Source organism: Lentzea flaviverrucosa, from assembly GCF_003350445.1.
Taxonomy (GTDB): Bacteria; Actinomycetota; Actinomycetes; order Mycobacteriales; family Pseudonocardiaceae; genus Lentzea; species Lentzea californiensis.
Genome location: NZ_QQAU01000003.1, coordinates 324,468 through 347,865, shown reverse-complemented (window position 1 = coordinate 347,865; position 23,398 = coordinate 324,468). Strand labels below are relative to the sequence as shown.

General features: G+C 68.3%; 26 protein-coding genes and 3 pseudogenes. 19 read left to right on the top strand and 10 right to left on the bottom strand.

Features of this window, described 5'->3' with window-relative positions; genetic code table 11:
• Nucleotides 1-30: 30 nt before the first annotated feature.
• A complete protein-coding gene (locus DFR72_RS11500; protein ID WP_090062741.1) occupies nt 31-1,245 on the bottom strand; it encodes a saccharopine dehydrogenase family protein in 1,215 nt (404 codons plus the stop codon).
• Between the two features lie 547 nt (nt 1,246-1,792).
• On the opposite strand from DFR72_RS11500, the gene DFR72_RS47865 reads away from it, so the two are divergent.
• Nucleotides 1,793-2,002, top strand: coding sequence for a hypothetical protein (locus tag DFR72_RS47865; protein WP_425459881.1), 210 nt, complete (start codon nt 1,793-1,795; stop codon nt 2,000-2,002).
• Nucleotides 2,003-2,100: 98 nt separating this feature from the next.
• On the opposite strand, the gene DFR72_RS11490 is transcribed toward DFR72_RS47865, so the two are convergent.
• A complete protein-coding gene (locus DFR72_RS11490) occupies nt 2,101-2,502 on the bottom strand; it encodes an MmcQ/YjbR family DNA-binding protein (protein ID WP_090062745.1) in 402 nt (133 codons plus the stop codon).
• Nucleotides 2,503-2,559: 57 nt separating this feature from the next.
• On the opposite strand from DFR72_RS11490, the gene DFR72_RS11485 reads away from it, so the two are divergent.
• Nucleotides 2,560-2,811, top strand: coding sequence for an adenylyltransferase/cytidyltransferase family protein (locus tag DFR72_RS11485; RefSeq protein ID WP_170176227.1), 252 nt, complete (start codon nt 2,560-2,562; stop codon nt 2,809-2,811).
• 41 nt (nt 2,812-2,852) lie between these two features.
• Nucleotides 2,853-2,975 (top strand): nucleotidyl transferase family protein, encoded by a 123-nt coding sequence (locus DFR72_RS47460; RefSeq protein ID WP_256237301.1) that lies wholly within the window; start codon nt 2,853-2,855, stop codon nt 2,973-2,975.
• Nucleotides 2,976-3,053: 78 nt separating this feature from the next.
• Here the strand turns inward: DFR72_RS47460 and DFR72_RS47860 are convergent.
• A pseudogene (locus DFR72_RS47860) lies at nt 3,054-3,167 on the bottom strand (DUF6892 domain-containing protein); the annotation flags it as partial.
• Nucleotides 3,168-3,275: 108 nt separating this feature from the next.
• Here DFR72_RS47860 and DFR72_RS11475 point away from each other — a divergent pair.
• The 3 genes and pseudogenes from DFR72_RS11475 to DFR72_RS11460 all read left to right on the top strand — a co-directional run.
• Nucleotides 3,276-3,527 (top strand): annotated as a pseudogene (locus DFR72_RS11475) (formyl transferase); the annotation flags it as partial.
• 369 nt (nt 3,528-3,896) lie between these two features.
• Nucleotides 3,897-4,174: pseudogene (locus DFR72_RS11465) on the top strand (integrase core domain-containing protein); the annotation flags it as partial.
• Between the two features lie 85 nt (nt 4,175-4,259).
• Nucleotides 4,260-5,543: an IS256 family transposase gene (locus DFR72_RS11460; RefSeq protein ID WP_425459887.1), complete on the top strand. Its 1,284-nt coding sequence runs from the start codon at nt 4,260-4,262 to the stop codon at nt 5,541-5,543.
• A 16-nt stretch (nt 5,544-5,559) separates the two neighbouring features.
• Here the strand turns inward: DFR72_RS11460 and DFR72_RS45465 are convergent, their stop codons facing one another.
• The 3 genes from DFR72_RS45465 to DFR72_RS46820 all read right to left on the bottom strand — a co-directional run bounded on the left by DFR72_RS45465 (nt 5,560) and on the right by DFR72_RS46820 (nt 7,300).
• On the bottom strand, nt 5,560-5,700 hold the full coding sequence (locus DFR72_RS45465) for a hypothetical protein (protein ID WP_170176226.1): 141 nt from the start codon (nt 5,698-5,700) through the stop codon (nt 5,560-5,562).
• A 665-nt stretch (nt 5,701-6,365) separates the two neighbouring features.
• Entirely contained in the window at nt 6,366-6,629 is a 264-nt protein-coding gene (locus DFR72_RS46825; protein WP_245982809.1) for a recombinase family protein, read from the bottom strand.
• A gap of 251 nt (nt 6,630-6,880) precedes the next feature.
• Complete coding sequence (locus tag DFR72_RS46820; protein WP_245982807.1) at nt 6,881-7,300, bottom strand: recombinase family protein; 420 nt, start codon at nt 7,298-7,300, stop codon at nt 6,881-6,883.
• Nucleotides 7,301-7,788: 488 nt separating this feature from the next.
• Between DFR72_RS46820 and DFR72_RS11445 the strand changes: the two genes are divergently transcribed.
• Together DFR72_RS11445 and DFR72_RS11440 are read left to right on the top strand one after the other, a co-directional pair.
• Nucleotides 7,789-8,331, top strand: a complete 543-nt coding sequence (locus DFR72_RS11445) for an SRPBCC family protein (protein ID WP_090062748.1) — start codon at nt 7,789-7,791, stop codon at nt 8,329-8,331.
• A complete protein-coding gene (locus tag DFR72_RS11440; protein ID WP_090062750.1) occupies nt 8,328-9,503 on the top strand; it encodes a zinc-dependent alcohol dehydrogenase in 1,176 nt (391 codons plus the stop codon). The genes DFR72_RS11445 and DFR72_RS11440 overlap by 4 nt, the downstream gene beginning before the upstream one ends.
• Before the next feature lie 55 nt (nt 9,504-9,558).
• Here DFR72_RS11440 and DFR72_RS11435 read toward each other — a convergent pair whose 3' ends face one another.
• The 4 genes from DFR72_RS11435 to DFR72_RS11420 all read right to left on the bottom strand — a co-directional run bounded on the left by DFR72_RS11435 (nt 9,559) and on the right by DFR72_RS11420 (nt 13,287).
• The gene (locus tag DFR72_RS11435; protein ID WP_090062752.1) at nt 9,559-9,849 is read right to left on the bottom strand and encodes an STAS domain-containing protein; all 291 of its coding nucleotides are present in this window, start codon (nt 9,847-9,849) and stop codon (nt 9,559-9,561) included.
• 106 nt (nt 9,850-9,955) lie between these two features.
• Nucleotides 9,956-10,996 (bottom strand): hypothetical protein, encoded by a 1,041-nt coding sequence (locus DFR72_RS11430; protein WP_114773657.1) that lies wholly within the window; start codon nt 10,994-10,996, stop codon nt 9,956-9,958.
• Nucleotides 10,997-11,059: 63 nt separating this feature from the next.
• A complete protein-coding gene (locus DFR72_RS11425; protein WP_170176224.1) occupies nt 11,060-11,602 on the bottom strand; it encodes an MEDS domain-containing protein in 543 nt (180 codons plus the stop codon).
• The gene (locus DFR72_RS11420; RefSeq protein ID WP_170176223.1) at nt 11,599-13,287 is read right to left on the bottom strand and encodes a PucR family transcriptional regulator; all 1,689 of its coding nucleotides are present in this window, start codon (nt 13,285-13,287) and stop codon (nt 11,599-11,601) included. Before DFR72_RS11420 ends, DFR72_RS11425 begins: the two co-directional genes overlap by 4 nt.
• 180 nt (nt 13,288-13,467) lie before the next feature.
• On the opposite strand from DFR72_RS11420, the gene DFR72_RS11415 reads away from it, so the two are divergent.
• Genes DFR72_RS11415 through DFR72_RS11365 form a run of 11 tightly spaced genes read left to right on the top strand, consistent with a single transcriptional unit; the run spans nt 13,468 to nt 23,381 of the window.
• Nucleotides 13,468-13,875, top strand: coding sequence for an Hsp20/alpha crystallin family protein (locus DFR72_RS11415; protein ID WP_090062758.1), 408 nt, complete (start codon nt 13,468-13,470; stop codon nt 13,873-13,875).
• A 9-nt stretch (nt 13,876-13,884) separates the two neighbouring features.
• Nucleotides 13,885-14,415 carry a YflT domain-containing protein gene (locus tag DFR72_RS11410; protein WP_211335388.1) on the top strand — a complete coding sequence of 177 codons (531 nt, stop codon included), beginning with the start codon at nt 13,885-13,887 and terminating at the stop codon, nt 14,413-14,415.
• Complete coding sequence (gene dnaK, locus DFR72_RS11405) at nt 14,415-16,292, top strand: molecular chaperone DnaK (protein WP_090062760.1); 1,878 nt, start codon at nt 14,415-14,417, stop codon at nt 16,290-16,292. Before DFR72_RS11410 ends, dnaK begins: the two co-directional genes overlap by 1 nt.
• 5 nt (nt 16,293-16,297) lie before the next feature.
• Nucleotides 16,298-16,789 (top strand): nucleotide exchange factor GrpE, encoded by a 492-nt coding sequence (locus tag DFR72_RS11400; RefSeq protein ID WP_090062762.1) that lies wholly within the window; start codon nt 16,298-16,300, stop codon nt 16,787-16,789.
• Between the two features lie 6 nt (nt 16,790-16,795).
• Nucleotides 16,796-17,677 carry a DnaJ C-terminal domain-containing protein gene (locus tag DFR72_RS11395; RefSeq protein WP_090062764.1) on the top strand — a complete coding sequence of 294 codons (882 nt, stop codon included), beginning with the start codon at nt 16,796-16,798 and terminating at the stop codon, nt 17,675-17,677.
• Nucleotides 17,677-17,970, top strand: a complete 294-nt coding sequence (locus tag DFR72_RS11390) for a chaperone modulator CbpM (RefSeq protein WP_090063573.1) — start codon at nt 17,677-17,679, stop codon at nt 17,968-17,970. Before DFR72_RS11395 ends, DFR72_RS11390 begins: the two co-directional genes overlap by 1 nt.
• 7 nt (nt 17,971-17,977) lie before the next feature.
• Nucleotides 17,978-20,605: an ATP-dependent chaperone ClpB gene (gene clpB, locus DFR72_RS11385; protein WP_090062766.1), complete on the top strand. Its 2,628-nt coding sequence runs from the start codon at nt 17,978-17,980 to the stop codon at nt 20,603-20,605.
• Nucleotides 20,602-21,042, top strand: coding sequence for a thioredoxin (trxA, locus tag DFR72_RS11380; RefSeq protein WP_090062767.1), 441 nt, complete (start codon nt 20,602-20,604; stop codon nt 21,040-21,042). Before clpB ends, trxA begins: the two co-directional genes overlap by 4 nt.
• A complete protein-coding gene (locus DFR72_RS11375) occupies nt 21,039-21,464 on the top strand; it encodes a hypothetical protein (protein ID WP_090062769.1) in 426 nt (141 codons plus the stop codon). Before trxA ends, DFR72_RS11375 begins: the two co-directional genes overlap by 4 nt.
• Nucleotides 21,461-21,724: a UBP-type zinc finger domain-containing protein gene (locus DFR72_RS11370; protein WP_090062771.1), complete on the top strand. Its 264-nt coding sequence runs from the start codon at nt 21,461-21,463 to the stop codon at nt 21,722-21,724. Before DFR72_RS11375 ends, DFR72_RS11370 begins: the two co-directional genes overlap by 4 nt.
• A complete protein-coding gene (locus DFR72_RS11365) occupies nt 21,702-23,381 on the top strand; it encodes an FAD-dependent oxidoreductase (protein ID WP_090062772.1) in 1,680 nt (559 codons plus the stop codon). Before DFR72_RS11370 ends, DFR72_RS11365 begins: the two co-directional genes overlap by 23 nt.
• Nucleotides 23,382-23,398 lie beyond the last annotated feature (17 nt).

Here is a 23,398-nt window from a genome sequence, read left to right as displayed (position 1 = left end):
CCGGCGCCCAACCCCGCAAGGTGGCGTGGGTCAGGCGTTCGTGATGTCGTAGGTGTGGCCGGCGAGCCGCAGGCGATCGATCAGAGGCCGGCCCATGGCCGTCGCAGGCGTGAGCGAGCCGGACCGCGGCGGGAGGTCGTCGAGGGCCAGGCAGAGGGCGCTCTGCCCGAGCATGACGGCCGTGGCGGCGTAGCCGGGATCGCCTGGTCCGGCGACGGTGGCCCGGTAGCGGCGCCCCGAGCTGGTGGTGGCGTGCAGCACCGAACGGAACCAGCCCTTCGCACGAGCTTGTTCGCTGGGCCCGGTACCGGGCGCGGGCAGCACCCGGTCGAGCAGGCTGCGGACGGGCTTGACCGACATCGCGCCGACCAGCCCGGCCAGCCCACCGGTGATACCGGCCGCCATGAGCGCTCCGGTGACGCCCTGCCCCGCGCCCATGACCTCGCTGTAGCGCAGCTCCGGCCCGTAGGCCCAGTCGAGCAGGGCGTTGCTGCGCCGCACGATGCGGGTGTTGAACGGGGCCATCACGAACGGTGCCTGCCACGTTCCGTCGGCGGCGCGGGAGGGCACCCCCGCGTCGCGGGGCTGGGCGGGCGTCGGCTCTGCTGCGCGGTCGGGGCTGAGCGCATGCGGATCGGCGGCGACGCGCCGCAGGCCGGGATTGCTCTCGTAGGCCTCGATCTGCGCCCGCAGCGAGTCGATCGTGCCGCCGCTGAAACCGCCGCGGACCGTAGCCACCAACCGCACGTCGGTGAGCGGATCCGCGCCGTCGGCCACGGCCCGCTCGTGCAGCAACAGCATGCCCAGGTCGGACGGGATCGAGTCGTAGCCGCAGGCATGCACGATCCGGGCTCCGGACTCCAGGGCCAGCTCGTGCACGGCGTCGATCGCGGCGCGGACGAACAACACCTCGCCGGTCAGATCCGCGTAGTGCGTGCCGGCCCGCGCGCACGCCTCGACGACCGGGAGCCCGTAACGCGCATACGGGCCGACGGTGGTGGCGAGCACTCGCGTCGACGCGGCCAGCGCCGCCAGCGCGACCGGGTCCCCCGAGTCGGCGACGACCAGCGGCCACTCCCGCGCCGCCGCAGGCAGCCCGGCCCTGGTGGCGGCGAGCTTGTCCGCAGACCGCCCGGCCATCGCGATCCGTACGCCCTCAGGGGCGTGCCGGGCCAGGTATGCGGCGGTCAGCGCCCCAACGAACCCGGTGGCGCCGTAGACGACGACGTCGTGCTCACGATTCATGGCCGTCAGCTTGCCCCCAGGCTCCGGCCACCGCGCCGACCGGGTGGCCTGGGCGAGGTGTGGGAGAAACACGATCTTGTTCTCCTGTCTGTTGCCAAAACATGGCTCAACGTGCCTGACCTGCGGATCACGCTTATGCAGGTTCGTCCTCGTTGATCAAGCCGCTAGGCACTCGCCGACGACATACGGATCTACAGCCCGGGACTCCGGTCGGGTGATCGGGTCGTAGTGGGATACGCAGCGGTACAGCACTGACGTCAGGTGCCGCTGGTTGACGAACAGCAGCCGGTCGGTGAGCTCTCGTCTGACAGTGCCGACAAACCGTTCCGCGAGGCAGTTAACCCGCGAACACCTCGGCGGGATCTTCACAACATCAATGCCGGCGTCCGCGAGAACCGAGCCGAACAAAGACGAGATACAGCAGTCGCAGCGCCACGCCCACGATCATGCCTGCAGGATGACAGAACCTGATCACCGCAGGTCAGCGTGTGGCTGCAGAGTTCTGGCACTCCACACCGTTCCACATGGACTTGCCGGTGTCCGAGCAGTGGCCGCAGGCGCACGGCACGCACTCGCATTCCGCACCGATGGCACCGTGATCGCATGGGGCAGAAACGATCTCGGCCGGGCCACGGTCCCGGCAGGGCTGAACAACGTCGTCGCGGTGTGCATGCCGAAAAGTACGTCCGCACAGGTCAAGCGGCATGCCGATACTCATGAAGGACTCCACCGAGACGGTTCCGCTGAGTACCGCTAGGCGTTCGATCCGTTCAGTCTCAAGGGGTTGAAGTCGGGCTCGCAAGGGTGCTGCGGCGGCGAGGGTGTGCCTGGCAGCTGGAAGACTTCGACCGCTGCTCACGGAAGGAGGCGCGCGAGCTTCGCCGGGGCGAGCTCGCGGTAGCTCTCGGTCAGCAGCTCCTTGATCTCGGTCCAGTCGGCGTCAGGTTCGATGATCATGCCGACGACCTGGGTTCCCCAAGCGGCGCGGAAGAACGGGTGGCCGGCACCGACCAGCGAATCGAACTCCTCGGCCTGGGCCCGGAACGTCATGACCACCGCGGGCTCGGTCAGTTCGGCGGCACGGCTGAACGCGCCGGTACTGCCGGGCTGTGCGGTGAAGACGTGCAGGACAGTGCGTTGCCGGATACGCCATCTCGTCCCGACCCAGGCCGGTTCCTCGTAACTCTCGGGCAGGCCGGCGCAGATGCCGCGCAGGGCAGCCAGCACCTCGGGTGGCACGTCGGCGCGGTCGGTCATGGTCGGCAACGCTAGCCGGTGGCTCGGAAACCGTTGCCGTCACTGGCATCGGTGGGCGTGCGCGCCGTGTTCCCGGGCTCCTTCGACCTCGCCACCCGCGGCCACCTCGACGTGGCCCGGCGGGCCGCGGGTCTCTTCGACAAGGTCGTTGTGTGCGTCCTGACCAACCCGAAGAAGACCGGCCGCCTTCCCCTGCCGCAACGGCTGGCACTGCTCGCGAAGATGACCGCCGACCTCGACAACGCCACGATCGAGTCCAGCGCCGGCAGCTCCTCGTCGACTACTGCCGCCAGACCGGCATCAGTGTGATCGTGCGAGGCACACGCACACCGGGCGTCCTGGAGCACGAGGTGACGCTGGCCCTGGCGAACCGCGACCTGGGCGGCATCGAGACGCTCTTCTTGCTGGCCGATCCCACACACACGTACGTACCCTCGACGCTTATCACCGCCACCACATCCTTGCTGCCATGAGTCCCCAGTTCGCGGCGGGCGAGGTGAGGAAGAAGTCGACTTCAGATTTGGAAAGTGCTGCACGTCGGCGAACTCGTGGATATCAAACAGCCTGTCCTCGCCGTCCCAGTTCGACGCGATCTTGAGGTAGATCTCGTTGCCACCATCCATATAGATCTCGGTGGCCTTCTTCTCGAGCTCGACCGGCACCTCCGGCGCCGCGAAGTTGGCGAGTGCATCCGGTACCGCCTCGAAACTCCCGTCGTCGTAGGTGAGGCCTTGCTCGGCGGCTTACTCCGCAAATCGAACCGCGGCAAGAGCCCGCCGCAGATCTTCGCGCTGCCCAAGCGCGGCACGTTGAACGTGCACGACTCGGTACTGCCGAAGTACGCGGGCTTCTTACCGTTGATCTGGGCACTTCTCAACGACGAGAAGGAAGTCGGCGTGCCAGCCCACATGATGGACGACACCCTCGACGCCGGTGACATCGTGCTCCAGCAATCAGTTCCGGTCGGCCCGCGCGACACGACCGCCGTCCTGTTCGGGAAGACGCTAAAACTCTTCGGCCCGGTTCGCCTGCGCGCGGTGTAGTCCCACTTGCCGGCGATGAACCTGCGGTGCCAGCCGAGCAACGTCCCAGGGGCAACTGGGAAGACCTCCTGCCAGCGCGAGCGCAGCACCAGTCGCGACAGCGCCGCAAACCAGAACCGGTCCGCGGGCTCGTAGCGAACCGACCCGGTCAACTGCCGACGAAGCACAACGTTCTCGTGCCGCAGCACCAGGAGCTCCGCATCCTTGGCCGCCTCACCTCCAAGCAGCACCGCCGGAACAGACAACAACTTGCAGACCACCCGGTACAACAGCGAACCGACCACCCAGACATGCTCGCAGCCGGTACAACCTCACCGCTCAGAGCACCGATGACTTTCCGGACGGCACAGGGTCTTCGGCGAAAAGATCCGCTCAGCAGGCCTCCTGCCATCCTTCGGAACCGTAGGCGACGGTCTCGACAACGCGATGATGGAATCCTTCTGGTCATCAATGCAGATCGAGCTACTGAACCGCCAACGCTGGAAGACCGCCTGGAGCTGGCCAACGCGATCTTCGACTACATCGAGATCTTCCACAACCGCCGCCGGCGGCACTCCGCCCTCGGCTACCTCACCCCAATCGAGTACGAACTACGCTCCGACCACAACGCCGTCACCGCTGCCAGTTAGCCACAACGACTGGACCCCTTCCGGTGGGGGGACTGTAAAACGTTCGGTGTAACTCCCGATCATGGAAGTGCACCTGATGACCGACATGATGTCCGGCGTGGAGAACGCCGAGGACGCGAAGCCCGCTACTGATCGGGATGGGCTGGACGAGCAGCTCGTCGCGCAGCTGCTGAGCAGTGCCAAGGCGAGCGGGTTGAAGCTGACCGGTGAGGGCGGGGTGCTGCAGCAGCTGACCAAGCGGCTGCTGGAGTCCACGCTCGAGGGCGAGATCACCGATCACCTCGGCTACGACAAGCACGACCCTGCCGGCCGTGGGACCGGTAACTCACGTAACGGCACCCGGTCCAAGACCGTGCTCACCGATGTCGGCCCGGTCGAGATCGACGTGCCGCGGGACCGGGACGCGAGCTTCGAGCCCAAGATCGTCGCGAAACGGCAGAGGCGGCTGGGTGGCGTGGATGAGATGGTGATCTCGTTGGCGGCCAAGGGATTGACCACCGGGGAGATCTCCGCGCACCTGGCAGAGGTCTATGGCGCCGAGGTGTCACGGCAGACCATCTCCACGATCACCGACAAGGTGATCGAGGGCATGATCGAATGGCAGAACCGGCCTCTCGACGCGGTGTACCCGGTGATCTTCATCGACGCTATCCACGTCAAGATCCGTGACGGTCAGGTCGCCAACCGGCCGATCTACGTCGCGCTCGCGGTCACCTGCGAAGGACGGCGCGACATCCTCGGGTTGTGGGCCGGCGATGGCGGCGAGGGCGCCAAATACTGGCTGCATGTGCTAACCGAGCTCAAGAACCGGGGCGTGGCCGACGTGCTCATGGTGGTCTGCGACGGGCTGACCGGCCTGCCGGACGCGATCACCACGGTCTGGCCTCAGACGATCACTCAGACTTGCGTGGTTCACTTGCTGCGCAACAGTTTCCGCTACGCGGGCCGGCAGCACTGGGACGCGATCGCCAAGGCCCTCAAGCCGGTCTACACCGCGCCGACCGAGGCCGCCGCCCGCGAGCGGTTCACCGAGTTCACCGACGCGTGGGGCGCCCGCTATCCGGCGATCGTGCGGCTGTGGAACAACGCCTGGGCCGAGTTCGTGCCGTTCCTGGCGTTCGATCCGGAGATCCGGCGGGTGATCTGCTCGACCAACGCCATCGAGAGCGTCAACGCCCGCATCCGCCGCGCCGTCAAGGCCCGCGGCCACTTCCCCAACGAGCAGGCCGCGCTCAAGTGCGTCTACATGGCCATCATGAGCCTGGACCCGACCGGCACCGGCCGCAAGCGCTGGACCATGCGCTGGAAACCCGCACTCAACGCGTTCGAGATCGCCTTCGACGGCCGCCTGGCCGCCGGACGGAAGTAGTTTCCTTCAACCCGAGTTACACCGCTCGTTTGACAGACCCCCGCTCGTGGTACTCGGCGTCATTGGTGAACAAGGCCTCGATGTCACCCCGGTCGCTGGTCGACCAGGCGTGCACATAGCGCTCGACCCAGTTCTCGACAATCTCGCGGTTCGGCATGCCGATCCTCTCTTCCTCGTCGATGCGGCGCGAATCTGAGTCGATCCTCGAACTTCACGAGAACGTGGAGAAGGCAGGCGTTTCCTGGGTGTGCGGCACCTAGTGTCTGAGTCGCTAATTTCGCTGGCAGTAGGCGGTGAGAGACGCGAGGATCTGGTTCTGCGCGTGCCGAAAACCTCATCCATGCAGGTTAAGCAGCATGGCGGTACTCGCGGATGACTCCGCCGAGACTTTCCTGTCAATCTACGGTGAGGCGTTCGATCTGGGCGGGCGCAAGAGGCTGGGGTCGGGCTCGCCGGGGTTGTGCGTGCCGAAAACTACGTCCGCGCAGATTGAGGCGCGTACGGCACTCGTGGTGCCGCGCCATCGAGTGATCGGTCGGTGCCGTGGTCGTTGTGGTGCCGCTCGTACTCAAGCAGCGCTTGCCGCATGTGGGCCTGATTCCAGATCAACGTGCAGTCCAACAGGCCGCCGCAGAGGTTCTTAGACCCAGTCGATAAAACTTAGCGACGAAAGATTGAATCGCGTCGACTGGCCCTCCATATTAGGTTTGAGCTATCCAATGGCGCATGAACACACGAACTGCGCAAGCTTGCTACATATGGGGACTCAAGTCTCGGACATTCTCTTACTCCACGGGATTCCTCGGGATCCCGTGGAGTAATTTATATTTCGACCGCTACTCCTGAACCGCGGCCACCCGTACGTCCACCTGCTCCGTGGCCTATCGTGCTGCTGCGGTTCCACACTTGCCGGCCGGTGTAGCGCGGGTTCTCCAGAATCATCGCCACCGTCCGGACAATCCACCGCTCCCCCGACCTGTGCGCATTCCGCTCAGGATCCGCACCTGACGGACACACCACGCCACGCTCGTTGAGCTCCCGTGCCAACGACGCCACCGTCCGCCCGCGAGCACGTTCGGCGAACATCCACCGCACCCCACGGCGCTGTCACCGGGTCCGGTGCCAGCACCTGCACCCGCCGGTCCCATTGACTTTGCACCGGATTCGGATGCCGACCACCATCCACCAGTCGATATCCGTATGGCGGCCGACCACCCAGGAACCGGCCCTGGACTCAAGTCTGCGCCCGCATCGCCGCAAGCACTCGTTGGCGCGCTTTGGCCACCTCACGCTGCGCCTGAGCACCCAACAGCACCATCAGGGCCTCGTGCACCGGGCTACCCAGTTACACCGGACCACCCGCCTCCGGCAACGCCCAGAGCATTCAGCCCTGACACAACCTCACGGAACTGATCACCGTGAAACGCCCGCTCGTACTCCCCCACCACGACCGCGTCGAAATCACGACCAGGGTCCGCAGCGGCGGCCAGCAACGCCGCAGCCTCCGGACGGTCCTGCCACGACCATCGTCGCGACACACCCACATCGAGGAACTCCGCGACGACCGAGCCAACGCCGTCGATCAACTCATCCGACACCGCACGCTGCCACGCCCGCGACGTCTGCACGTCCTGGAACGTGCTCGTCGACATCCGGCCGTAGAACGCAAAGCGCACGCCAGAGTCCTCTACCGATGCAGCCAGACGGCGCGGTTCTGTCAACGCAGCGAGCAGTTCGGCGTTCGTCAGCGTGGCCACAGTCAGCTCCCTCAGTCAGAACCGAGACCCCGGCACCGAAGGCATCGTGACGAAGGGGCGCCCATTTACACCCGGACAGCGCAGCCCCGTGCCGGTTTCGGGTCCAGGGCACTCGCTCGGACGGGCTGCCGGAACCGCGCCGCGAACCGGAAGCCGCGTCAGGGTCGAGGAACGTCTCGCGCTCCGGGGATCGCCTCGAAAACGCATGGCGGCATCGATGCGCAGGTCATGGAGCCGCAGCCGAGCATCTGGAGCCGGTGCCTGGTTAGGCGGGCTTTCCAGGGGTAGTTCGGGGAGGACGCCCCCTGGTTCGGGCGATGTGGTGGATGTGATCGCGTTGGAGACGGCCATCTCCCACCGTTGCGTGCGATGGCAGGCCACCGACGGCGTTCGTCGGGATGACAGTGCCTGTGGATCACCGTGCGGGCCACCTGGCCAGGGCGAGCTGCTCCGTGCCTGTGGTGCGGGGATCACGCGAAGGAGGATCCATGGAACTGACGGCTACGACCACGATTCGCAAACCCGTGTCGGAGGTGTTCGCGTTCTGGCGTGAACTGGAGAACCTGCCGACGTTCATGGCGCATCTCGACGAGGTCCGTGCCACCGGTGACCGGACTAGCCACTGGGTTGCCAGCGCTCCGTTCGGTGCGAACGTCGAGTGGGACGCGGAGATCGTCGAGGTGGTGCTCGCCGAGAAGATCGCGTGGCGGTCGACCGGTAAAGCGGACGTGCCCAACGCCGGTGTGGTCCGGTTCGTGCTCGCCCCGGATGGTGTGAGCACGGAGGTGCACGTCGGACTCGTGTACGACATTCCGGGCGGCGCGATCGGCAAGGTGGTCGCCAAGTACTTCGGCGAGGAACCGCACCAGCAACTCGACGACGACCTGCGCCGGTTCAAGCAGGTGATGGAGACCGGTGAGGTCATGCGCTCCGACGGTGCTCCGTGGGGCAAGCGGGCCCGCAAGGAGTTCCCGCAGCGCCCGGCCCAGCCGTTGTCGGACGCCGAACTGGAGAAGGGACCGGACGCATGAGGGCCAACACCTGGGCGGGCCGCAACAAGGTCGAGGTCCGCGACGTGCCGGACCCGAAGATCCTCAACGGCCGTGATGCCATCGTCCGGATCACCTCCACCGCGATCTGCGGCTCGGACCTGCACCTGGTCGACGGGTACGTGCCCACCATGCAGGACGGCGACGTCCTGGGGCACGAGTTCATGGGCGAGGTGATCGAGGTCGGCTCGGGCGTCGATCCTGGCCGGCTGCGCGTCGGGGACCGGGTCGTCGTGCCGTTCCCGATCGCCTGCGGGGCGTGCGGGGCGTGTGCCGCCGAGCTGTACTCGTGTTGCGAGAACTCCAACCCGAACGCCGGGATCGCGGAGAAGATGTTCGGGCACCCGGTCGCGGGAATCTTCGGCTACTCGCACCTGACGGGGGGCTTCGCCGGTGGTCAGGCGCAGTACGCGCGGGTGCCGTTCGCCGACGTCGGGCCGTTGAAGATCGAGTCGGATCTGACCGACGAGCAGGTGCTGTTCCTCTCCGACATCCTGCCCACGGGCTACATGGGTGCCGAGATGTGCGACATCCAGCCCAGCGACGTGGTGGCGGTCTGGGGTGCCGGTCCGGTGGGCCAGTTCGCCATGGACAGCGCCAGGATGCTCGGCGCCGCGAAGGTCATCGCCATCGACAAGGAGCCCTACCGGCTGCGGATGGCGGAACAGGCGGGCCACACGCCCGTGAACTTCGAGGAGGTCGACGTGCGGTCCCGGCTGCTGGAGCTGAGCGGTGGGCGCGGGCCGGACAAGTGCATCGACGCGGTCGGCCTGGAAGCCACGCACGGCAGTGCGCACATCGCCGCCTACGACCGGATCAAGCAGGCCGTGCGGTCCGAGTCCGACCGTCCGCACGTGCTGCGCCAGGCCATCATGTCGTGCCGCAGCGGCGGCGTGGTCTCGGTGATCGGCGTGTACGGCGGACTGATCGACAAGTTCCCCGCCGGTGCGTGGATGAACCGGTCGCTGACCCTGCGGACGGGGCAGTGCCACGTGCGGCGCTACATGAAGCCGCTGCTGGAGCGCATCGAGCGCGGGGAGATCGATCCCACCCGGATCATCACCCACACCCTCCCGCTGGAGGAGGCGGAACGCGGCTTCGAGATGTTCAAGAACAAGCAGGACGACTGCGAGAAGGTCGTCCTCAAGCCCTGAGGCACCAGACGGGTCCGGCCACCGAGGCGAGCAGGCTCGGTGGCCGGACCCGGCGTCACTCGCGCAGCATGTCCAGCACCGCCAGGGACCGCTTCACCGCGGTGTTCCCGCTGACCAGGCAGAGTTTCGACCCCATCCGGTTCGCGTGCCGCTCGGCCCGCACGAGCGCTCTCAGGCCCGCGGTGCCGAGGAACGTGACTTCGCACAGGTCCACGATGATCGTCCCCTGTGTCAGGTCCAGATGCGGTTCGATCGCGTGGACCAGCAGGTCCACAGTGGACGCATCGATCTCCCCGCTCAGACGGATCACACGGACTCTGGTCGCACTCGCAACGGGAACCACCATTGCTCACCTCCGGCAGATCTTCGAGGTGAGGACGGTGCCGCACCGCACGCGTGCGACGCTTCGGTCCACGAGACGGAAATCCCCGGCAGGCCATGGACCTGCGGGGTCACGCCTGGAGCTTCTCGCGGCGCTCCTGCTGGCGGTAGCCGTACGCGGCGTTGCGCACCGCGTCGTCGCTCTCGAGCCGCGCACCGAGCGCACCGGCCACGGTCGCGACCGACGCGGCGAGCCACGCCATGCCGAGGTAGTCGCGCATGGCCGGCGAATGACCGATCTCCTGTGCCAGCACGGAAGGTTCGAGCACGAGCACGGCCGACACGAGCACCACCAAGAACAACGCCAGGTACAGCGTGGAGATCCCCAGCACCAGGGTGACCACCGTGGTCAGGTTGTACAGCCGCGCCCGTTCTCTCCCGATCGCGTCGGACGGGCGCTCCCACAACTCGTGGGTGACGATCAGCCACACCACCATCGCCGCGATCGACAACAGCGTCGCCGCCACCAGCCTGACCACGCTCGAGTGGGTACCCAGCATCCACATGGTCGAGCTGATCAACGTGTACGCGCCCGTGCCCAGCGCCGCGACGAGCACGCTGGACAGACCCATGGCGAGCCGCCACGGCCGGTTCGCCCTGACCATGCCGGTGAACAGCCGCAGCCGGCCGCGAAAGCCCGGGGCCACGAACCGCACACCGATGTCGTCACTGGGCGAGTCGACCCGCTGGGCGAGCCGTTTCATCGGGACCTCACGGTCCCTGAGCTCGGCCACGAGGGCGCTGACCACGTCACCGGTCTTGCGGCGCAGACCCCAGCCGCCCAGCGCCGGAAGTGACGCCACTGCCAGCCCGTCGTCAGAGCTCGCGTCGGCGACAACCGGGTCGGTGCCGTCTCTGCGCGGCAGGTCCGTCAGGCACACCCACAGGTCACAACGTTCCTCCACGACCTGATCGCGCACCGCTTGCACGACGTGCCGCACGGTGCCGTGCTCGTCGGCGGCGAACTGGTCGCACACAGGCACCACTCGCCACTCCACGTCACCGTCCACGTCGCGGCTCAGCCGCCGCGGTAGTTCTTCTGCGAGATCCTCGACGATGTCGGTGGCCAGCCCGGGATCAGCGAGCAGGCCGAGCACTACGGTTTCCTGCATGCGCCGCCGAGTACCCCGCGAGAACCCGGATAGTCGGGAACCCGGAGATGAACGCGCCGCAGTCTAGTGGTGGTACGGGTTGTCGAGGAGCACGCCGGTCATCCAGATCTGCGGATGGGTCTTCACCATCGGGACGATCACGTCACCGTCGAACACGTCGAGGTCGTAGAAGCACAACGCGTACACCGGACGCCTGTTCGCCCACAGGCTCGCGTTCACCTCGTACCGGAAGAGCGCGTCGAGCTGTTCCGGGCTGCGCGGCGACCTTCCCACCCAGCGCATGTCCCCCGCGACCCGGCACGGTGTTCCCTCCCGCTGCGTCCACTCGTCCAGCTCGGCCAGGATCGCGTCGCCGTCCAGCACGTCGTCGCGCTGGTACCGGACTTCCGGTTCCTGCACCAGCAGTCCCGGTTGCGGACCCCCGAGTCGCTGTTCGACGTCGTCCGCCTCCCCCGCGACGCCGATGTACTGGCACGCCTCGCCGCGGCGTAGGCCGTCGGACAGGAACGGGATCAGCAGCTCGTCCCGTTCCGCGCGGCCGTGGTGGAACACGCACAGGTGTGAGTGCACCTGGAGCGTCCCGCCGTCGAACGCCGCGTTCGTCACCGGCCCTCCAGCGGTCGCCCCTGCAGGACCTGCCACGCACGGGTCGCGACGTGGACGTTCAGCCGGGTCTCCACGTCACCGAGGTCGAACCCGGTGATCTCCTTCATCCTGCCCAGCCGGTACCGCAACGTGCTGCGGTGGATCATCAGCGCGGTCGCGGTCCGGTCGTAGTTGCCGCCGCACTCCAGGAACTGCGACAGCGTGCGGACCATGTCCGCGGCCCGCTTGGTGTCGTAGTCGATCAGACCGCCCAGCCACTCCCACACGAACGACGTGATCTCCGCACGACTCTCCCCCGTGTCGAGGATCCGGTAGAGGCCGAGCTGCTCGAACGACGCCACACCGCTAGGACGGCGCGACGACCGCCGGATGCGCAACGCGCGCGAGGCCTCCTTGAACGACTGCGGCAGTCCGTCCGGCGCGGCGCAGGCGCGACCGATGGCGACCACGCCCGTGCCGTCGCCCAGCTCCTGCGCCAGTGCCCGGAACAGCGCCTCACCGTCCGGACGGCCGCGCACGACCACAACGCCGACGCCGGAACGCCGTGAGCACAACGCCTTCCACCCGAGCTCGGTGATCGCATGGGACAACGCGTGCGACAGCGCTCCGTCGGTCTGGGCGCCGCTCCACTGCACCATCACGACGTGGTGCGCACCGCGCAGGTCGTGGCCCAGGGCGCCGGAGCGTGCATAGGCGCTGTCGTTGTCCGTGCCGGTCACCAGGTCGTCCACGAGTTCGCGGTGCAACCGCAGTTCCACCTCGGCGAGGCTGCGCTGGTGGGCGAGCTCGGACGCGAGCACGACCGTGCCGTACTCCAGGGTGAAGGTCTCGTACTCCCGCGAGGTCTTCGCCGGATCGATCAGGGAGACCACGCCCAGCACCTCGTGGTGCGGTTTGACGAGCGAGACCAGCCGGTCTCGTTCTCGCAGCGGGGAGGTCAGGCGGGCGGCTCGGCGAAGCAGGTCCTCCCTGCGCCGCGCGGGCAGTTTCGGATAGGGGTCGGGACGGCCCGGCCCTGCCCACGCGCGCAGGTTGCCGAACTGGTCCTCGATGGCCACGGGCAGCGCGGTGAGTTCATTGAGCGCGTCCGCGATTCCCTGTTCACCGGCACCGCTGGCGCTCACCCGAGTCAGCACCTCGTGCACTCGTTGTTGTTGCCGCAACTTGGTCACCGTCGCGGTCAGCTGCGCGTTCACCTCGGACCGCTCGTCGTTGGACCGGCGCAGTCCGTCGGCGTACGCGTCCTCGTCGCGGTGCAGGGTCGCGTTCGCCAGCGCGGCGGTGGTCTGCTGGCCGAGCACCTTGAGCAGGAACATCTCGTCGACCGTCGGTTCCGACCGCGCCACCACGACCAGGCAGCCGGCCAGACCGCTCGTCCCTCTCAACGGGAACGCCCAGCGCCACGTGCCGTCGGCGAGCACCACTCCGGAGCCGGGGTCGTCGAGTTCGGACACGAACGGATCGGCGGGCCCTCCTGCGGGTTGCAGCTCGAGGCTGCCGTTGGTCATGAGGTAGGTCGCCACTACCGTGCACGGCCCCAGTGACGGCACCGAAGTCGCCGCGAGGGCGAGGATCTCCTGAGGATCCCTGCCGCTGAACATCTTCATCGACAGGACGAACAGGCCGTAGAGAGTGGACAGTTGGGCGCGAGCCCAACCATCCAGTTCTCCGGTTCCCGCAGCCATGCCTCCCCCGCGCAGTCACTCGACTGCGGCCCAGCCTAGTGCCGTTGCCGTAGTACTGCCGGGTCTAGTGCACAGGACGGGTTTCGCCCTCGCAGGGCGACGCGCCACACGCACGCCCTTCGTCAGGGTGGAGCCGATGCACGTCCCCGGAACACGAGATCCAGAAGGGCATGAGCCCAGATGACATTGATGCGTTTCGACCCGTTCCGCGAACTCGACCGGCTCTCCGAGCAAGCAGTCCGCACGCCACGCGCACTACCGATGGAGGCGTTCCGCCGCGGTGACCGGTGCATCGTCGCACTCGACCTGCCGGGCGTGGACAGAAAAGACGTCGACGTGACCGTGGAACGCAACGTGGTCATGGTCAAGGCCAGGCGCGACCCGCTGCGGCACGAGAACGACGAGGTGCTGATCGACGAACGGCCGCACGGGGAGTTCAGCCGTCAGTTCTTCCTCGGCGACATGCTCGCCGCCGGTGACCTGACCGCCGAGTTCGACCGCGGCGTTCTCGTGCTGACGATCCCGATCGCCGAGTCGAGCAAGCCTCGCAAGATCGAGGTTTCCGAGCAGACGACCATCGACGCCTGAGGGGTAGCCATGACCACCCATCACAGCGGTGCGCATACACGCGTTGACACCAGCAGTGCCGTCGCGCAGAGCGCGTCGCAGCGGCGCACGATCGCGTCGTTCACCAACTACCGCGACGCCGAGCGCGCCGTCGATTACTTGTCGGACAACAAGTTCCCGGTCGGCCGGACCGCGATCGTCGGCGTCGACGTCCGCATGGTCGAGCAGGTCGTCGGCCGGGTGAACTGGGGCCGCGCCCTGCTGAACGGTGCCACCTCCGGCGCGGTCCCCGGCCTGTTCTTCGGCTGGATCTTCGGGCTGTTCGACCTCATCAACCCGCTGGTCGCCGCGTTCACGCTCGCTCTGTACGGCCTGGTGTTCGGCGCGCTCATCGGCGCTGTCATGGGCGCGGTCTTCTACGCGCTGCAGCGCGGCAGGCGCGACTTCAGCTCCGTGACCATGATGGTGCCGAGCCGGTACGACCTGGTCGTGGACGAGGAAGTGGCGGACGAGGCACAGCGGCTGCTCGCCGGCATGACCCCCGCCGGGGGTGCTTCGTAGTGGCCACGGCAGTGGGGATCGACCTGGGCACGACGAACTCCGCGATCGCGGTCGTGGAGGGCGGTCAACCCGTGGTGATCGCGAACGCCGAGGGGGCCAGGACCACGCCGTCCGTCGTGGCGTTCACCGAGAGCGGCGAACGGCTGGTGGGTCAGCTGGCGAAGCGCCAGTCCGTGCTGAACCCCCAGGGCACGATCTACTCGGCCAAGCGCTTCATCGGCCGCCGTTTCGAAGAGGTCGACGAGGAGGCGAAGACGGTCACGTTCGACGTCGTCCCCGGACCGAACGACTCGGTGCGCTTCAAAGTGCGCGACAAGCTCCACGCGCCAGAAGAGATCAGCGCACAGGTGCTGCGCAAGCTGGTCGACGACGCGAGCAACTACCTCGGCGAGAAGGTGCGCGAGGCGGTGATCACCGTGCCCGCGTACTTCAACGACTCGCAACGCCAGGCGACCAAGGACGCCGGCAAGATCGCGGGTCTCGAGGTCCTGCGGATCGTCAACGAGCCGACGGCGGCCGCACTGGCGTACGGCCTGGACAGGAAGGGACACGAGACCGTACTCGTGTTCGACCTGGGCGGCGGCACGTTCGACGTGTCCCTGCTGGACGTCGGCGATGGCGTGGTCGAGGTGCGCTCCACCTCCGGCGACACCCACCTCGGCGGCGACGACTTCGACCGCAGGCTCGTCGACCACCTGGCGGACAAGTTCAAGAACGACACCGGAATCGACCTGCGCAACGACGCCCAGGCGCTGCAACGGCTCTACGAGGCGGCGGAGAAGGCCAAGGTCGAGCTCAGCTCGGTCGCCCAGACCCAGGTGAGCCTGCCGTTCGTCACCGCCGACTCCACCGGACCCAAGCACCTGACCGAGACCGTGACGCGGTCGACGTTCGAGCAGATCACCGCCGACCTGGTGGAGCGCTGCCTCGCCCCGGTCGAGCAGGCGATGGCCGACGGCAAGGTGTCCGCGAACGACATCGACGAGGTCGTCCTCGTCGGCGGTTCGACCAGGATCCCGGCCGTGCAAAAGCTCGTCCGCCGCCTGACCGGCGGCAAGGACCCGAACATGAGCGTCAACCCGGACGAGGTCGTGGCACTCGGTGCCGCCGTCCAGGCCGGGGTGCTCAAGGGCGAGGTCAAGGACGTGCTGCTGCTCGACGTGACTCCCCTGTCGCTGGGCGTGGAGACCCGCGGCGGCGTGATGACCCGGATCATCGAGCGGAACACGACGATCCCGGCCCGCCGTTCCGAGGTGTTCTCCACCGCCGAGGACAACCAGCCCGCCGTGGACGTCGTGGTGCTGCAGGGCGAACGGGAACGCGCGGCCGACAACCGCGTGCTGGGCCGGTTCCAGCTCACCGGGATCAGGCCGGCACCGCGCGGCGAACCGCAGGTCGAGGTCATCTTCGACATCGACGCCAACGGCATCCTCAACGTGACCGCCCGCGACAAGGACACGGGAGCGGAGCAGGGCATCACCATCAGCGAGAGCTCGAACCTCGACACGTCCGACATCGAGCGGATGGTGACCGACGCCGAGGCGAACCAGGCGGAGGACCGGAGGCTGCGCGAGGCCGTGGACGCCCGCAACACGCTCGACTCGATCGCCTACCAGGTCGAGAAGACCCTGTCCGACCTCGGCGACAACGCGCCCGCGCACGAGAAGGCACGCGCCGAGATGCTGGTCTCCGAGACGCGCGAGGCGTTGCAGAACGAGGCCCCGCTGGAGCGAGTGCGGGAGCTGACCGACGAACTCACCCAGGTGCTGAACGGCCTGATGGCGGCACGGTCGTCCGCGCCACCGCCGTCTTCCGGCACGAGCTCGGCCACGGCTTCGGACGACGACGTCATCGACGCCGACTTCGACCGGGTCTGACCACTATGACCACCCAGGGGAACGCCGCGAACTCAGCGGCTGGTTCCGGGGCCGACCCCGCCCCTCCTCAGGCGCCGGCCCCGGAACGGGACACCGCCGAGCTGGAAGACCGCTGGCTGCGTGCCATGGCGGAACTGGAGAACGTGCGCAAGCGGCACGACCGGGAGCTCCACCGCGAACGCACCGCCGAACGCGGGCGAGTGGCGTCGGCCTGGCTACCGGTGCTCGACAACCTGGAACTCGCGCTCGGGCACGCCTCCGACGACGCGTTCGCCGAAGGCGTGCGGGCGACCCTCGACCAGGCCGTCGAGGCGCTCGCCCGGCTCGGCTACCCGCGCCACGACGCCACCGGCGTGCCGTTCGACCCGGCCGTGCACGAGGTCGTGACGGTGCAGGACGACCCGGACGCGCCGGCGAACACGGTCGTGCGCGTGCTGCGGCCGGGTTACGGCGATCTGCGTCCCGCCGCGGTCGCGGTGTCGCGCCGGCGGGAGTGAGCCGGCGTGGCCACGGACTTCTACGACGTGCTCGGCGTGCCCCGCGGCGCGGGCGACGACGAGATCGGGCGGGCGTACCGCAAGCTCGCGCGGCAGTACCACCCGGACGTCAACCACGACCCCGGCGCCGAGGACCGGTTCAAGGAGGTCAGCGAGGCCTACGAGGTCCTCTCGGACCCGGCGCAGCGCAAGCGGTACGACCGGTTCGGCGAGGACTTCCGCCGCGTCCCGGAGGACTACGGCGAACGCGCTCCTCGGGGACGCACGGTGTACACGAGCGGACCTAGTCACGGCGGGTTCGAGGACTTCGACTTCGAGGACCTGTTCGGCGGGGTCTTCCGCCGTGCCGGCCGCGGCGGTCCGGTTCCCGGCGCCGACCAGGAGGCCGAGCTGACGCTCTCGGTCGAGGACGCCTACCGCGGCGGCCCGCGCAGGCTCACGATCGGCGGGCGCGACCTCGACGTCACGATCCCGCCCGGTGTGGTGGACGGCCAGCGCATCCGGCTGTCCGGCCAGGGCGGGCAGGGCTCCGGCGGTGCCACGTCCGGGGACCTGTTCCTGGTGGTGCGGATCGCGCCGCACCCCCGGTACCGGCTGGAAGGCCGCGATGTCGTCGTGGACCTGCCGGTCACGCCGTGGGAGGCGGCCCTCGGCGCCACCGTGCCGATCACGACACCGGGCGGCGAGGCGAAGGTCCGCGTGGTGGCCGGCTCGTCGAGCGGCCGACGGCTGCGGCTGCGCGGTGAGGGCATGCCGAACCCGCGAGGCAAAGCCGGTGACCTCTACGCGGTCGTGAAGGTCATGGTCCCGAAAAAGCTCGGCAGGCGGGAACGGGAGCTCTTCGAGGAACTTGCCGCGGTCTCCGACTTCGACCCGAGAGGCTCGTGATGTACGTCCTGACGAAACCGGCCAGGCTGAGCGCCGACCGCGTGTCCGTCCACACAGGACTTCACCCGGACCTGGTGCGCCGGTTCGCCGCGCTCGGGCTGATCGAGTGCGCGGTGGACGACGGCGGACGGCTGTGGTTCCCACCGGACACCGCCGCCCGCATCGCGCGGATCCAGCGGCTGCGCCGCGGGCTCTCGCTCAACTACAACGCGATCGGGCTCGTGCTGGACCTGCTCGACCGGATCCGAGTCCTCGAAGCACAAGTGCACGGGAGTGAGACATCATGGAGGTGAACCGGCTGTGGACCCGAACCGGCTGACGCAGAAGTCGCAGGAGGCGCTGCAATCCGCCCAGGAGGTCGCCCAGCGGCTCGGGCACACCGAGACCGACGGCGAACACCTCCTGATGGCCCTGGTCGAGCAGCCCGACGGCCTGGTGTCGCGTCTGCTCACCCAGGCGGACGTGAACGTGCAGGCGCTGACGGAGGACGTGCGGACCGCGCTCTCCCGACGCCCGAAGGTGACCGGACCGGGTGTCCAACCAGGACAGGTCAGCGTCACCCGCCGGCTGATGGGCGTTCTCGACGCCGCGGAACGGGAAGCCAAGCGGCTCAAGGACGAGTACGTCAGCGTCGAGCACCTGCTGCTCGCACTGGCCGAGGAGGGCGAGAGCACCAAAGCCGGCCAGGTCCTGGCGCGGTACGGCATCACCCGGGACCGGTTCCTGGAGGGCCTGGCCAGGATCCGCGGCAACCAACGCGTGCGCAGCGCCACGCCGGAGGGGACCTACGAGGCCCTGGAGAAGTACGGCCGCGACCTCGTGAACGACGCCAGGACCGGCGACTTCGACCCGGTGATCGGCCGGGACGCGGAGATCCGCCGGGTGGTCCAGATCCTCTCCCGCAAGACGAAGAACAACCCTGTGCTGATCGGCGAGCCCGGCGTCGGCAAGACCGCGATCGTCGAAGGGCTCGCCCAGCGGATCGTGCGCGGCGACGTGCCGGAAGGCCTGCGGGACAAGACGGTCTTCTCCCTCGACATGAGCTCCCTCATGGCCGGCGCCAAGTACCGCGGCGAGTTCGAGGAACGGCTCAAGGCCGTGCTCGCCGAGGTCAAGGCCGCCGACGGACGGATCCTGCTGTTCGTCGACGAGCTGCACACCGTCGTGGGCGCGGGCGCCGCCGAGGGATCGATGGACGCGGGCAACATGCTCAAACCCATGCTCGCGCGCGGTGAGCTGCACATGATCGGCGCCACCACGCTCGACGAGTACCGCAAGCACATCGAGTCCGACGCCGCGCTGGAACGACGGTTTCAGACCGTGGTCGTGGCCGAGCCGTCGCCGGAGGACGCGATCTCGATCCTGCGCGGGTTGCGGGAACGCCTCGAGGTCTTCCACGGTGTCAAGATCCAGGACGCCGCGCTCGTGTCCGCCGTGGTGCTGTCCCGGCGCTACATCACCGACAGGTTCCTGCCGGACAAGGCGATCGACCTGGTGGACGAGGCGTGCGCACGGCTGCGCACCGAGATCGACTCGATGCCAGCCGAACTGGACGAGACGTCGCGGCGCGTGACCCGGCTGGAGATCGAGGAAGCCGCGCTGGCCAAGGAAACCGACCAGGCCAGCGAACAAAGACTGGCCGCGCTGCGCAAGGAGCTCGCCGACCTGCGCGCCGAGCTCGACGCCATGACCGCGCAGTGGGAGGCGGAGCGGCAGGCCATCCGGCGCGTGCAGGACCTGCGCGGCGAACTGGAACGCGTGCGCCGCGAAGCCGAGGAGGCCGAACGCGCCTACGACCTCAACCGCGCCGCGGAACTGCGCTACGGCACGCTCACCGAACTGGCGACCCAGCTCGCGGCCGAGGAGGACCGGCTCGCCGGCAAACAGGGCGGGCACCGGCTGCTCAAGGAAGTGGTGACCGAGGACGAGATCGCCGAGATCGTCGCGGCGTGGACCGGCATCCCGGTGTCGCGGCTCCAGGAGGGCGAGCGGGAGAAGTTGCTGAAGCTGGACCAGATCCTGCACGAGCGGGTGATCGGTCAGGAAGACGCGGTGCGGCTGGTCGCCGACGCGATCATCCGTGCGCGGGCGGGGGTGAAGGACCCGCGCAAGCCGATCGGGTCGTTCATCTTCCTGGGCCCCACCGGGGTCGGCAAGACCGAGTTGGCGAAGACGCTGGCGGCCGCGCTGTTCGACAGCGAGGACAACATGGTGCGTCTCGACATGAGCGAGTACCAGGAGAAGCACACGGTCTCGCGGCTCGTCGGCGCGCCTCCCGGATATGTCGGCTACGACGAGGGCGGCCAGCTCACGGAAGCGGTGCGGCGCAAGCCCTACTCCGTCGTGCTGCTCGACGAGATGGAGAAAGCGCACCCGGACGTGTTCAACACGTTCCTGCAGGTGCTCGACGACGGCCGGATCACCGACGCGCAGGGCCGCACGGTCGACTTCCGCAACACCGTCATCATCATGACGTCCAACATCGGCTCGGAGCACCTGCTGGACGGCGTCACCGCCGACGGGGAGATCAAACCGGACGCGCGCGGGGCCGTGCTGGCGTCACTGCGCGACCACTTCCGGCCCGAGTTCCTCAACCGCGTCGACGACATCGTCCTGTTCACGCCGCTGCGGCTGGAACAGATCGAACGCATCGTGGACCTGCAGTTCGCCGAGCTGGGCGCCCGCCTTGCCGAACGCCGGATCGACGTCGAGCTCACCGAACCGGCCCGCGAGTTCATCGCCCTGCGCGGCTTCGACCCCGTCTACGGAGCACGGCCGCTGCGCCGCTACATCGCGCACGAGGTCGAGACGCGCGTCGCACGCGCACTGATCGCGGGTGACCTGGCGGAGAACACGACGATCCGGGTGGACGTGGTGGACGACGAGCTGTCCGTCATCACGTCCGGTGAGAGCAGGGCCGTCGCATGAGGACGACGGACATCGCCTGCCAGAACTGCGGCAAGACCAACCGCATACCCGTTGTCGCACAGGGCAAACCGAAGTGCGGCAACTGCGGCCGGCCGCTGCCGTGGATCGTCGACGCGCTCGACGACGACTTCGCCGAGGTGGCCGAGCAGGCGGAGGTTCCCGTCCTGGTCGACATGTGGGCGACGTGGTGCGGGCCGTGCAGGATGGTCAGCCCGGTGCTCGACCAGCTCGCACACGAACGGGCAGGCGACATCAAGCTCGTGCGGGTGGACGTCGACCGCGCACCCCGTCTGTCAGAACGGTTCGACGTGCGATCGATACCCACGCTGATGATCCTGCGCGCCGGCGAGGTGATCGCGCGGCAACCCGGCGCGGTGCCCGCACCCCAGCTGCGCGCCTGGCTCGACGAGGCTCTCGTTCCGGAGGTGAAGACATGATCAGCCGATATCTGCTGCGACAACTTCCCGTGCGCGTCACCACCGGTGCGTACGTGCTCAACTCGGGACTCGGCAAGCTGCACGCCGACCAGGAGACCGCGGAGTCCTTGCAGGGCTTCGCCGCGAACACGTACCCGGTGCTGGGCAAGCTCGACGCCCAGCGGTTCACGACGCTGCTCGCGGCCGGGGAGATCATGACCGGCGTGGCGCTGCTGGTGCCGCTGGTGCCCGCGGTCCTCGCCGGTGCCGCGCTCACCGGGTTCGCCGGCGCGTTGCTCGGGCTCTACCTGAAGACGCCCGGGATGCGACAGGAAGGCAGCCTGCGACCGACCGAACAGGGCATCTCGCTGGCGAAGGACGTGTGGTTGCTGGGGGTCGGTCTGTCGCTGGTGCTCGACGACGTGACACGGGAGGACCGATGACCACGATCGTGGACGAACACCTCGCGCTCGTGCGCGAGGTCGTGCCGCAGACTCCGCAGGGTTGCCGTGAGTGCCTCATCTCGGGCACACCGTGGGTCCACCTGCGACTGTGCCTCACGTGCGGACACGTCGGTTGCTGCGACTCCTCGCCGATGAAACACGCGCGCAGGCACGCTTTCGGCATCGGCCATCCGATCGTGCGTTCTTTTGAACCCGGCGAGAACTGGCGGTGGTGTTATGTCCACCAGGCTTTCGTCTGAGCAGCGTTCGTCCGGGCCGCAGGAGACACCGGACGAGCACGGTGCCTTCCCCCGCCTCGACGGCGACCAGATCGACCAGATCGCGCTGCACGGCACAAGGCGCCCGACACGAGAAGGGGAAGTGCTGTACGCCGAGGGCGACCGCGACCACGACTTCTTCGTGATCGTCAGCGGTGTCGTGCAGGTGCTGGAGGACGGCGAGGTCGTGCGGGTGCACGGACCGGGCCGGTTCCTCGGTGAACTCGGTCTGCTGGAAGGGCAACCGTCGTTCGTGACGGCCGTCGTCGCACAGCCCGGCGAGGTCGTCCGGCTGACCGCGGCCGAACTGAACGAGCTGGTGCGCAACGACCCGGTGCTGGGAGGCCTGGTCCTGCGCGCGTACCTGATGCGCCGGGCGGTGCTGATCGGCAGGGGTAGCGGCCTGCAGATCATCGGCTCGTGCTTCTCGCCGGACACCAAGCGGCTGCTGGAGTTCGCCGCGCGCAACCGAATCCCCCACCGGCTGGTCGACACCGACAACGACAGCGACGCCGAGGAACTGCTGCGCCGGTTCGGCGTGACCGTCGACGAGATCCCCGTGGTCGTGGTGCCCGGCGGCGGGACGCTGCGCAACCCGGGCAACCGGGAGCTGGCCCAGGCGCTCGGTCTGCACGCGTCGTCCCCGCCGGACGACCTCACCGACCTGCTCGTGGTCGGCGCTGGTCCCGGGGGCCTCGCGGCCGTCGTGTACGGCGCCGCGGACGGGCTCGGCGTGGTGGCCGTCGACTCGGTCGCCGCCGGCGGCCAGGCCGGGACGACGTCGCGGATCGAGAACTACCTGGGTTTCCCGGCCGGGATCTCCGGCCCGGACCTCACCGAACGCGCGGTCCTGCAGGCGGGGAAGTTCGGCGTGCCCGTGAACGTGTCCGCGGAGGCGGTCTCGTTCTCCGCGCACGACGGCCACTACGTGGTGGGCTTCGACGACTCGTCCCAGGTCAGGACGCGATCGCTGGTGATCGCGACCGGCGCGCGCTACCGCAGGCTCGACCTGCCCCGGCTCGCCGACTTCGAGTCGACCGACGTGTACTACGCCGCCACGATCCACGAGGCACGCGAGTGCCAGGCGAACCCGGTCGCGATCGTGGGCGGGGGCAACTCGGCCGGCCAGGCGGCCGTGTTCCTCGCTGACCGGGTCCCCCAGGTCCACTTGGTGGTGCGCGGCGGCGATCTGAACAAGGACATGTCCCGTTACCTGGTCGACCGCGTGACGAGCCATCCCCGGATCGAGGTGCTGCTGCACCACGAGGTCGTGGAGCTGCTGGGTGGCGACAAGCTCGACGGCGTCGTCGTGGAGGACAACCGCAACCACGACCGGCGCGCCCTGCAGGTGCGGGCGCTGTTCGTGTTCATCGGCGCGAAGCCGTGCACGACCTGGCTCTCGTCGTTGATCGCGCTGGACGACGACGGCTTCGTCCTCACCGGTGAACACGTCGCCACCGACGACTCCTGGTGGCACAAGGGCAGAAGGCCGTTCCCGCTGGAGACGAACCGGCCGGGCGTGTTCGCGATCGGCGACGTGCGCAGCGGGTCGATCAAACGGGTCGGCTCCGCGGTCGGCGAGGGCGCGATGGTGGTCCGGCTCGTCCACGACCACCTGTCGTTCGGCGCAAGCAGATGAGGCAGACGGGCGCAAGC

Excerpts from the sequence above, each read along its gene's own strand:
- DFR72_RS11500 (WP_090062741.1), bottom strand. The coding sequence starts at position 1,245 with ATGAATCGTGAGCACGACGTCGTCGTCTACGGCGCCACCGGGTTCGTT.
- DFR72_RS11490 (WP_090062745.1), bottom strand. The coding sequence starts at position 2,502 with ATGACCGACCGCGCCGACGTGCCACCCGAGGTGCTGGCTGCCCTGCGC.
- DFR72_RS11460 (WP_425459887.1), top strand. The coding sequence starts at position 4,260 with ATGATGTCCGGCGTGGAGAACGCCGAGGACGCGAAGCCCGCTACTGAT.
- DFR72_RS45465 (WP_170176226.1), bottom strand. The coding sequence starts at position 5,700 with ATGCCGAACCGCGAGATTGTCGAGAACTGGGTCGAGCGCTATGTGCAC.
- DFR72_RS46825 (WP_245982809.1), bottom strand. The coding sequence starts at position 6,629 with ATGTTCGCCGAACGTGCTCGCGGGCGGACGGTGGCGTCGTTGGCACGG.
- DFR72_RS11445 (WP_090062748.1), top strand. The coding sequence starts at position 7,789 with ATGGAACTGACGGCTACGACCACGATTCGCAAACCCGTGTCGGAGGTG.
- DFR72_RS11440 (WP_090062750.1), top strand. The coding sequence starts at position 8,328 with ATGAGGGCCAACACCTGGGCGGGCCGCAACAAGGTCGAGGTCCGCGAC.
- DFR72_RS11435 (WP_090062752.1), bottom strand. The coding sequence starts at position 9,849 with ATGGTGGTTCCCGTTGCGAGTGCGACCAGAGTCCGTGTGATCCGTCTG.
- DFR72_RS11430 (WP_114773657.1), bottom strand. The coding sequence starts at position 10,996 with ATGCAGGAAACCGTAGTGCTCGGCCTGCTCGCTGATCCCGGGCTGGCC.
- DFR72_RS11420 (WP_170176223.1), bottom strand. The coding sequence starts at position 13,287 with ATGGCTGCGGGAACCGGAGAACTGGATGGTTGGGCTCGCGCCCAACTG.
- DFR72_RS11415 (WP_090062758.1), top strand. The coding sequence starts at position 13,468 with ATGACATTGATGCGTTTCGACCCGTTCCGCGAACTCGACCGGCTCTCC.
- DFR72_RS11410 (WP_211335388.1), top strand. The coding sequence starts at position 13,885 with ATGACCACCCATCACAGCGGTGCGCATACACGCGTTGACACCAGCAGT.
- DFR72_RS11400 (WP_090062762.1), top strand. The coding sequence starts at position 16,298 with ATGACCACCCAGGGGAACGCCGCGAACTCAGCGGCTGGTTCCGGGGCC.
- DFR72_RS11390 (WP_090063573.1), top strand. The coding sequence starts at position 17,677 with ATGTACGTCCTGACGAAACCGGCCAGGCTGAGCGCCGACCGCGTGTCC.
- trxA (WP_090062767.1), top strand. The coding sequence starts at position 20,602 with ATGAGGACGACGGACATCGCCTGCCAGAACTGCGGCAAGACCAACCGC.
- DFR72_RS11375 (WP_090062769.1), top strand. The coding sequence starts at position 21,039 with ATGATCAGCCGATATCTGCTGCGACAACTTCCCGTGCGCGTCACCACC.
- DFR72_RS11370 (WP_090062771.1), top strand. The coding sequence starts at position 21,461 with ATGACCACGATCGTGGACGAACACCTCGCGCTCGTGCGCGAGGTCGTG.
- DFR72_RS11365 (WP_090062772.1), top strand. The coding sequence starts at position 21,702 with ATGTCCACCAGGCTTTCGTCTGAGCAGCGTTCGTCCGGGCCGCAGGAG.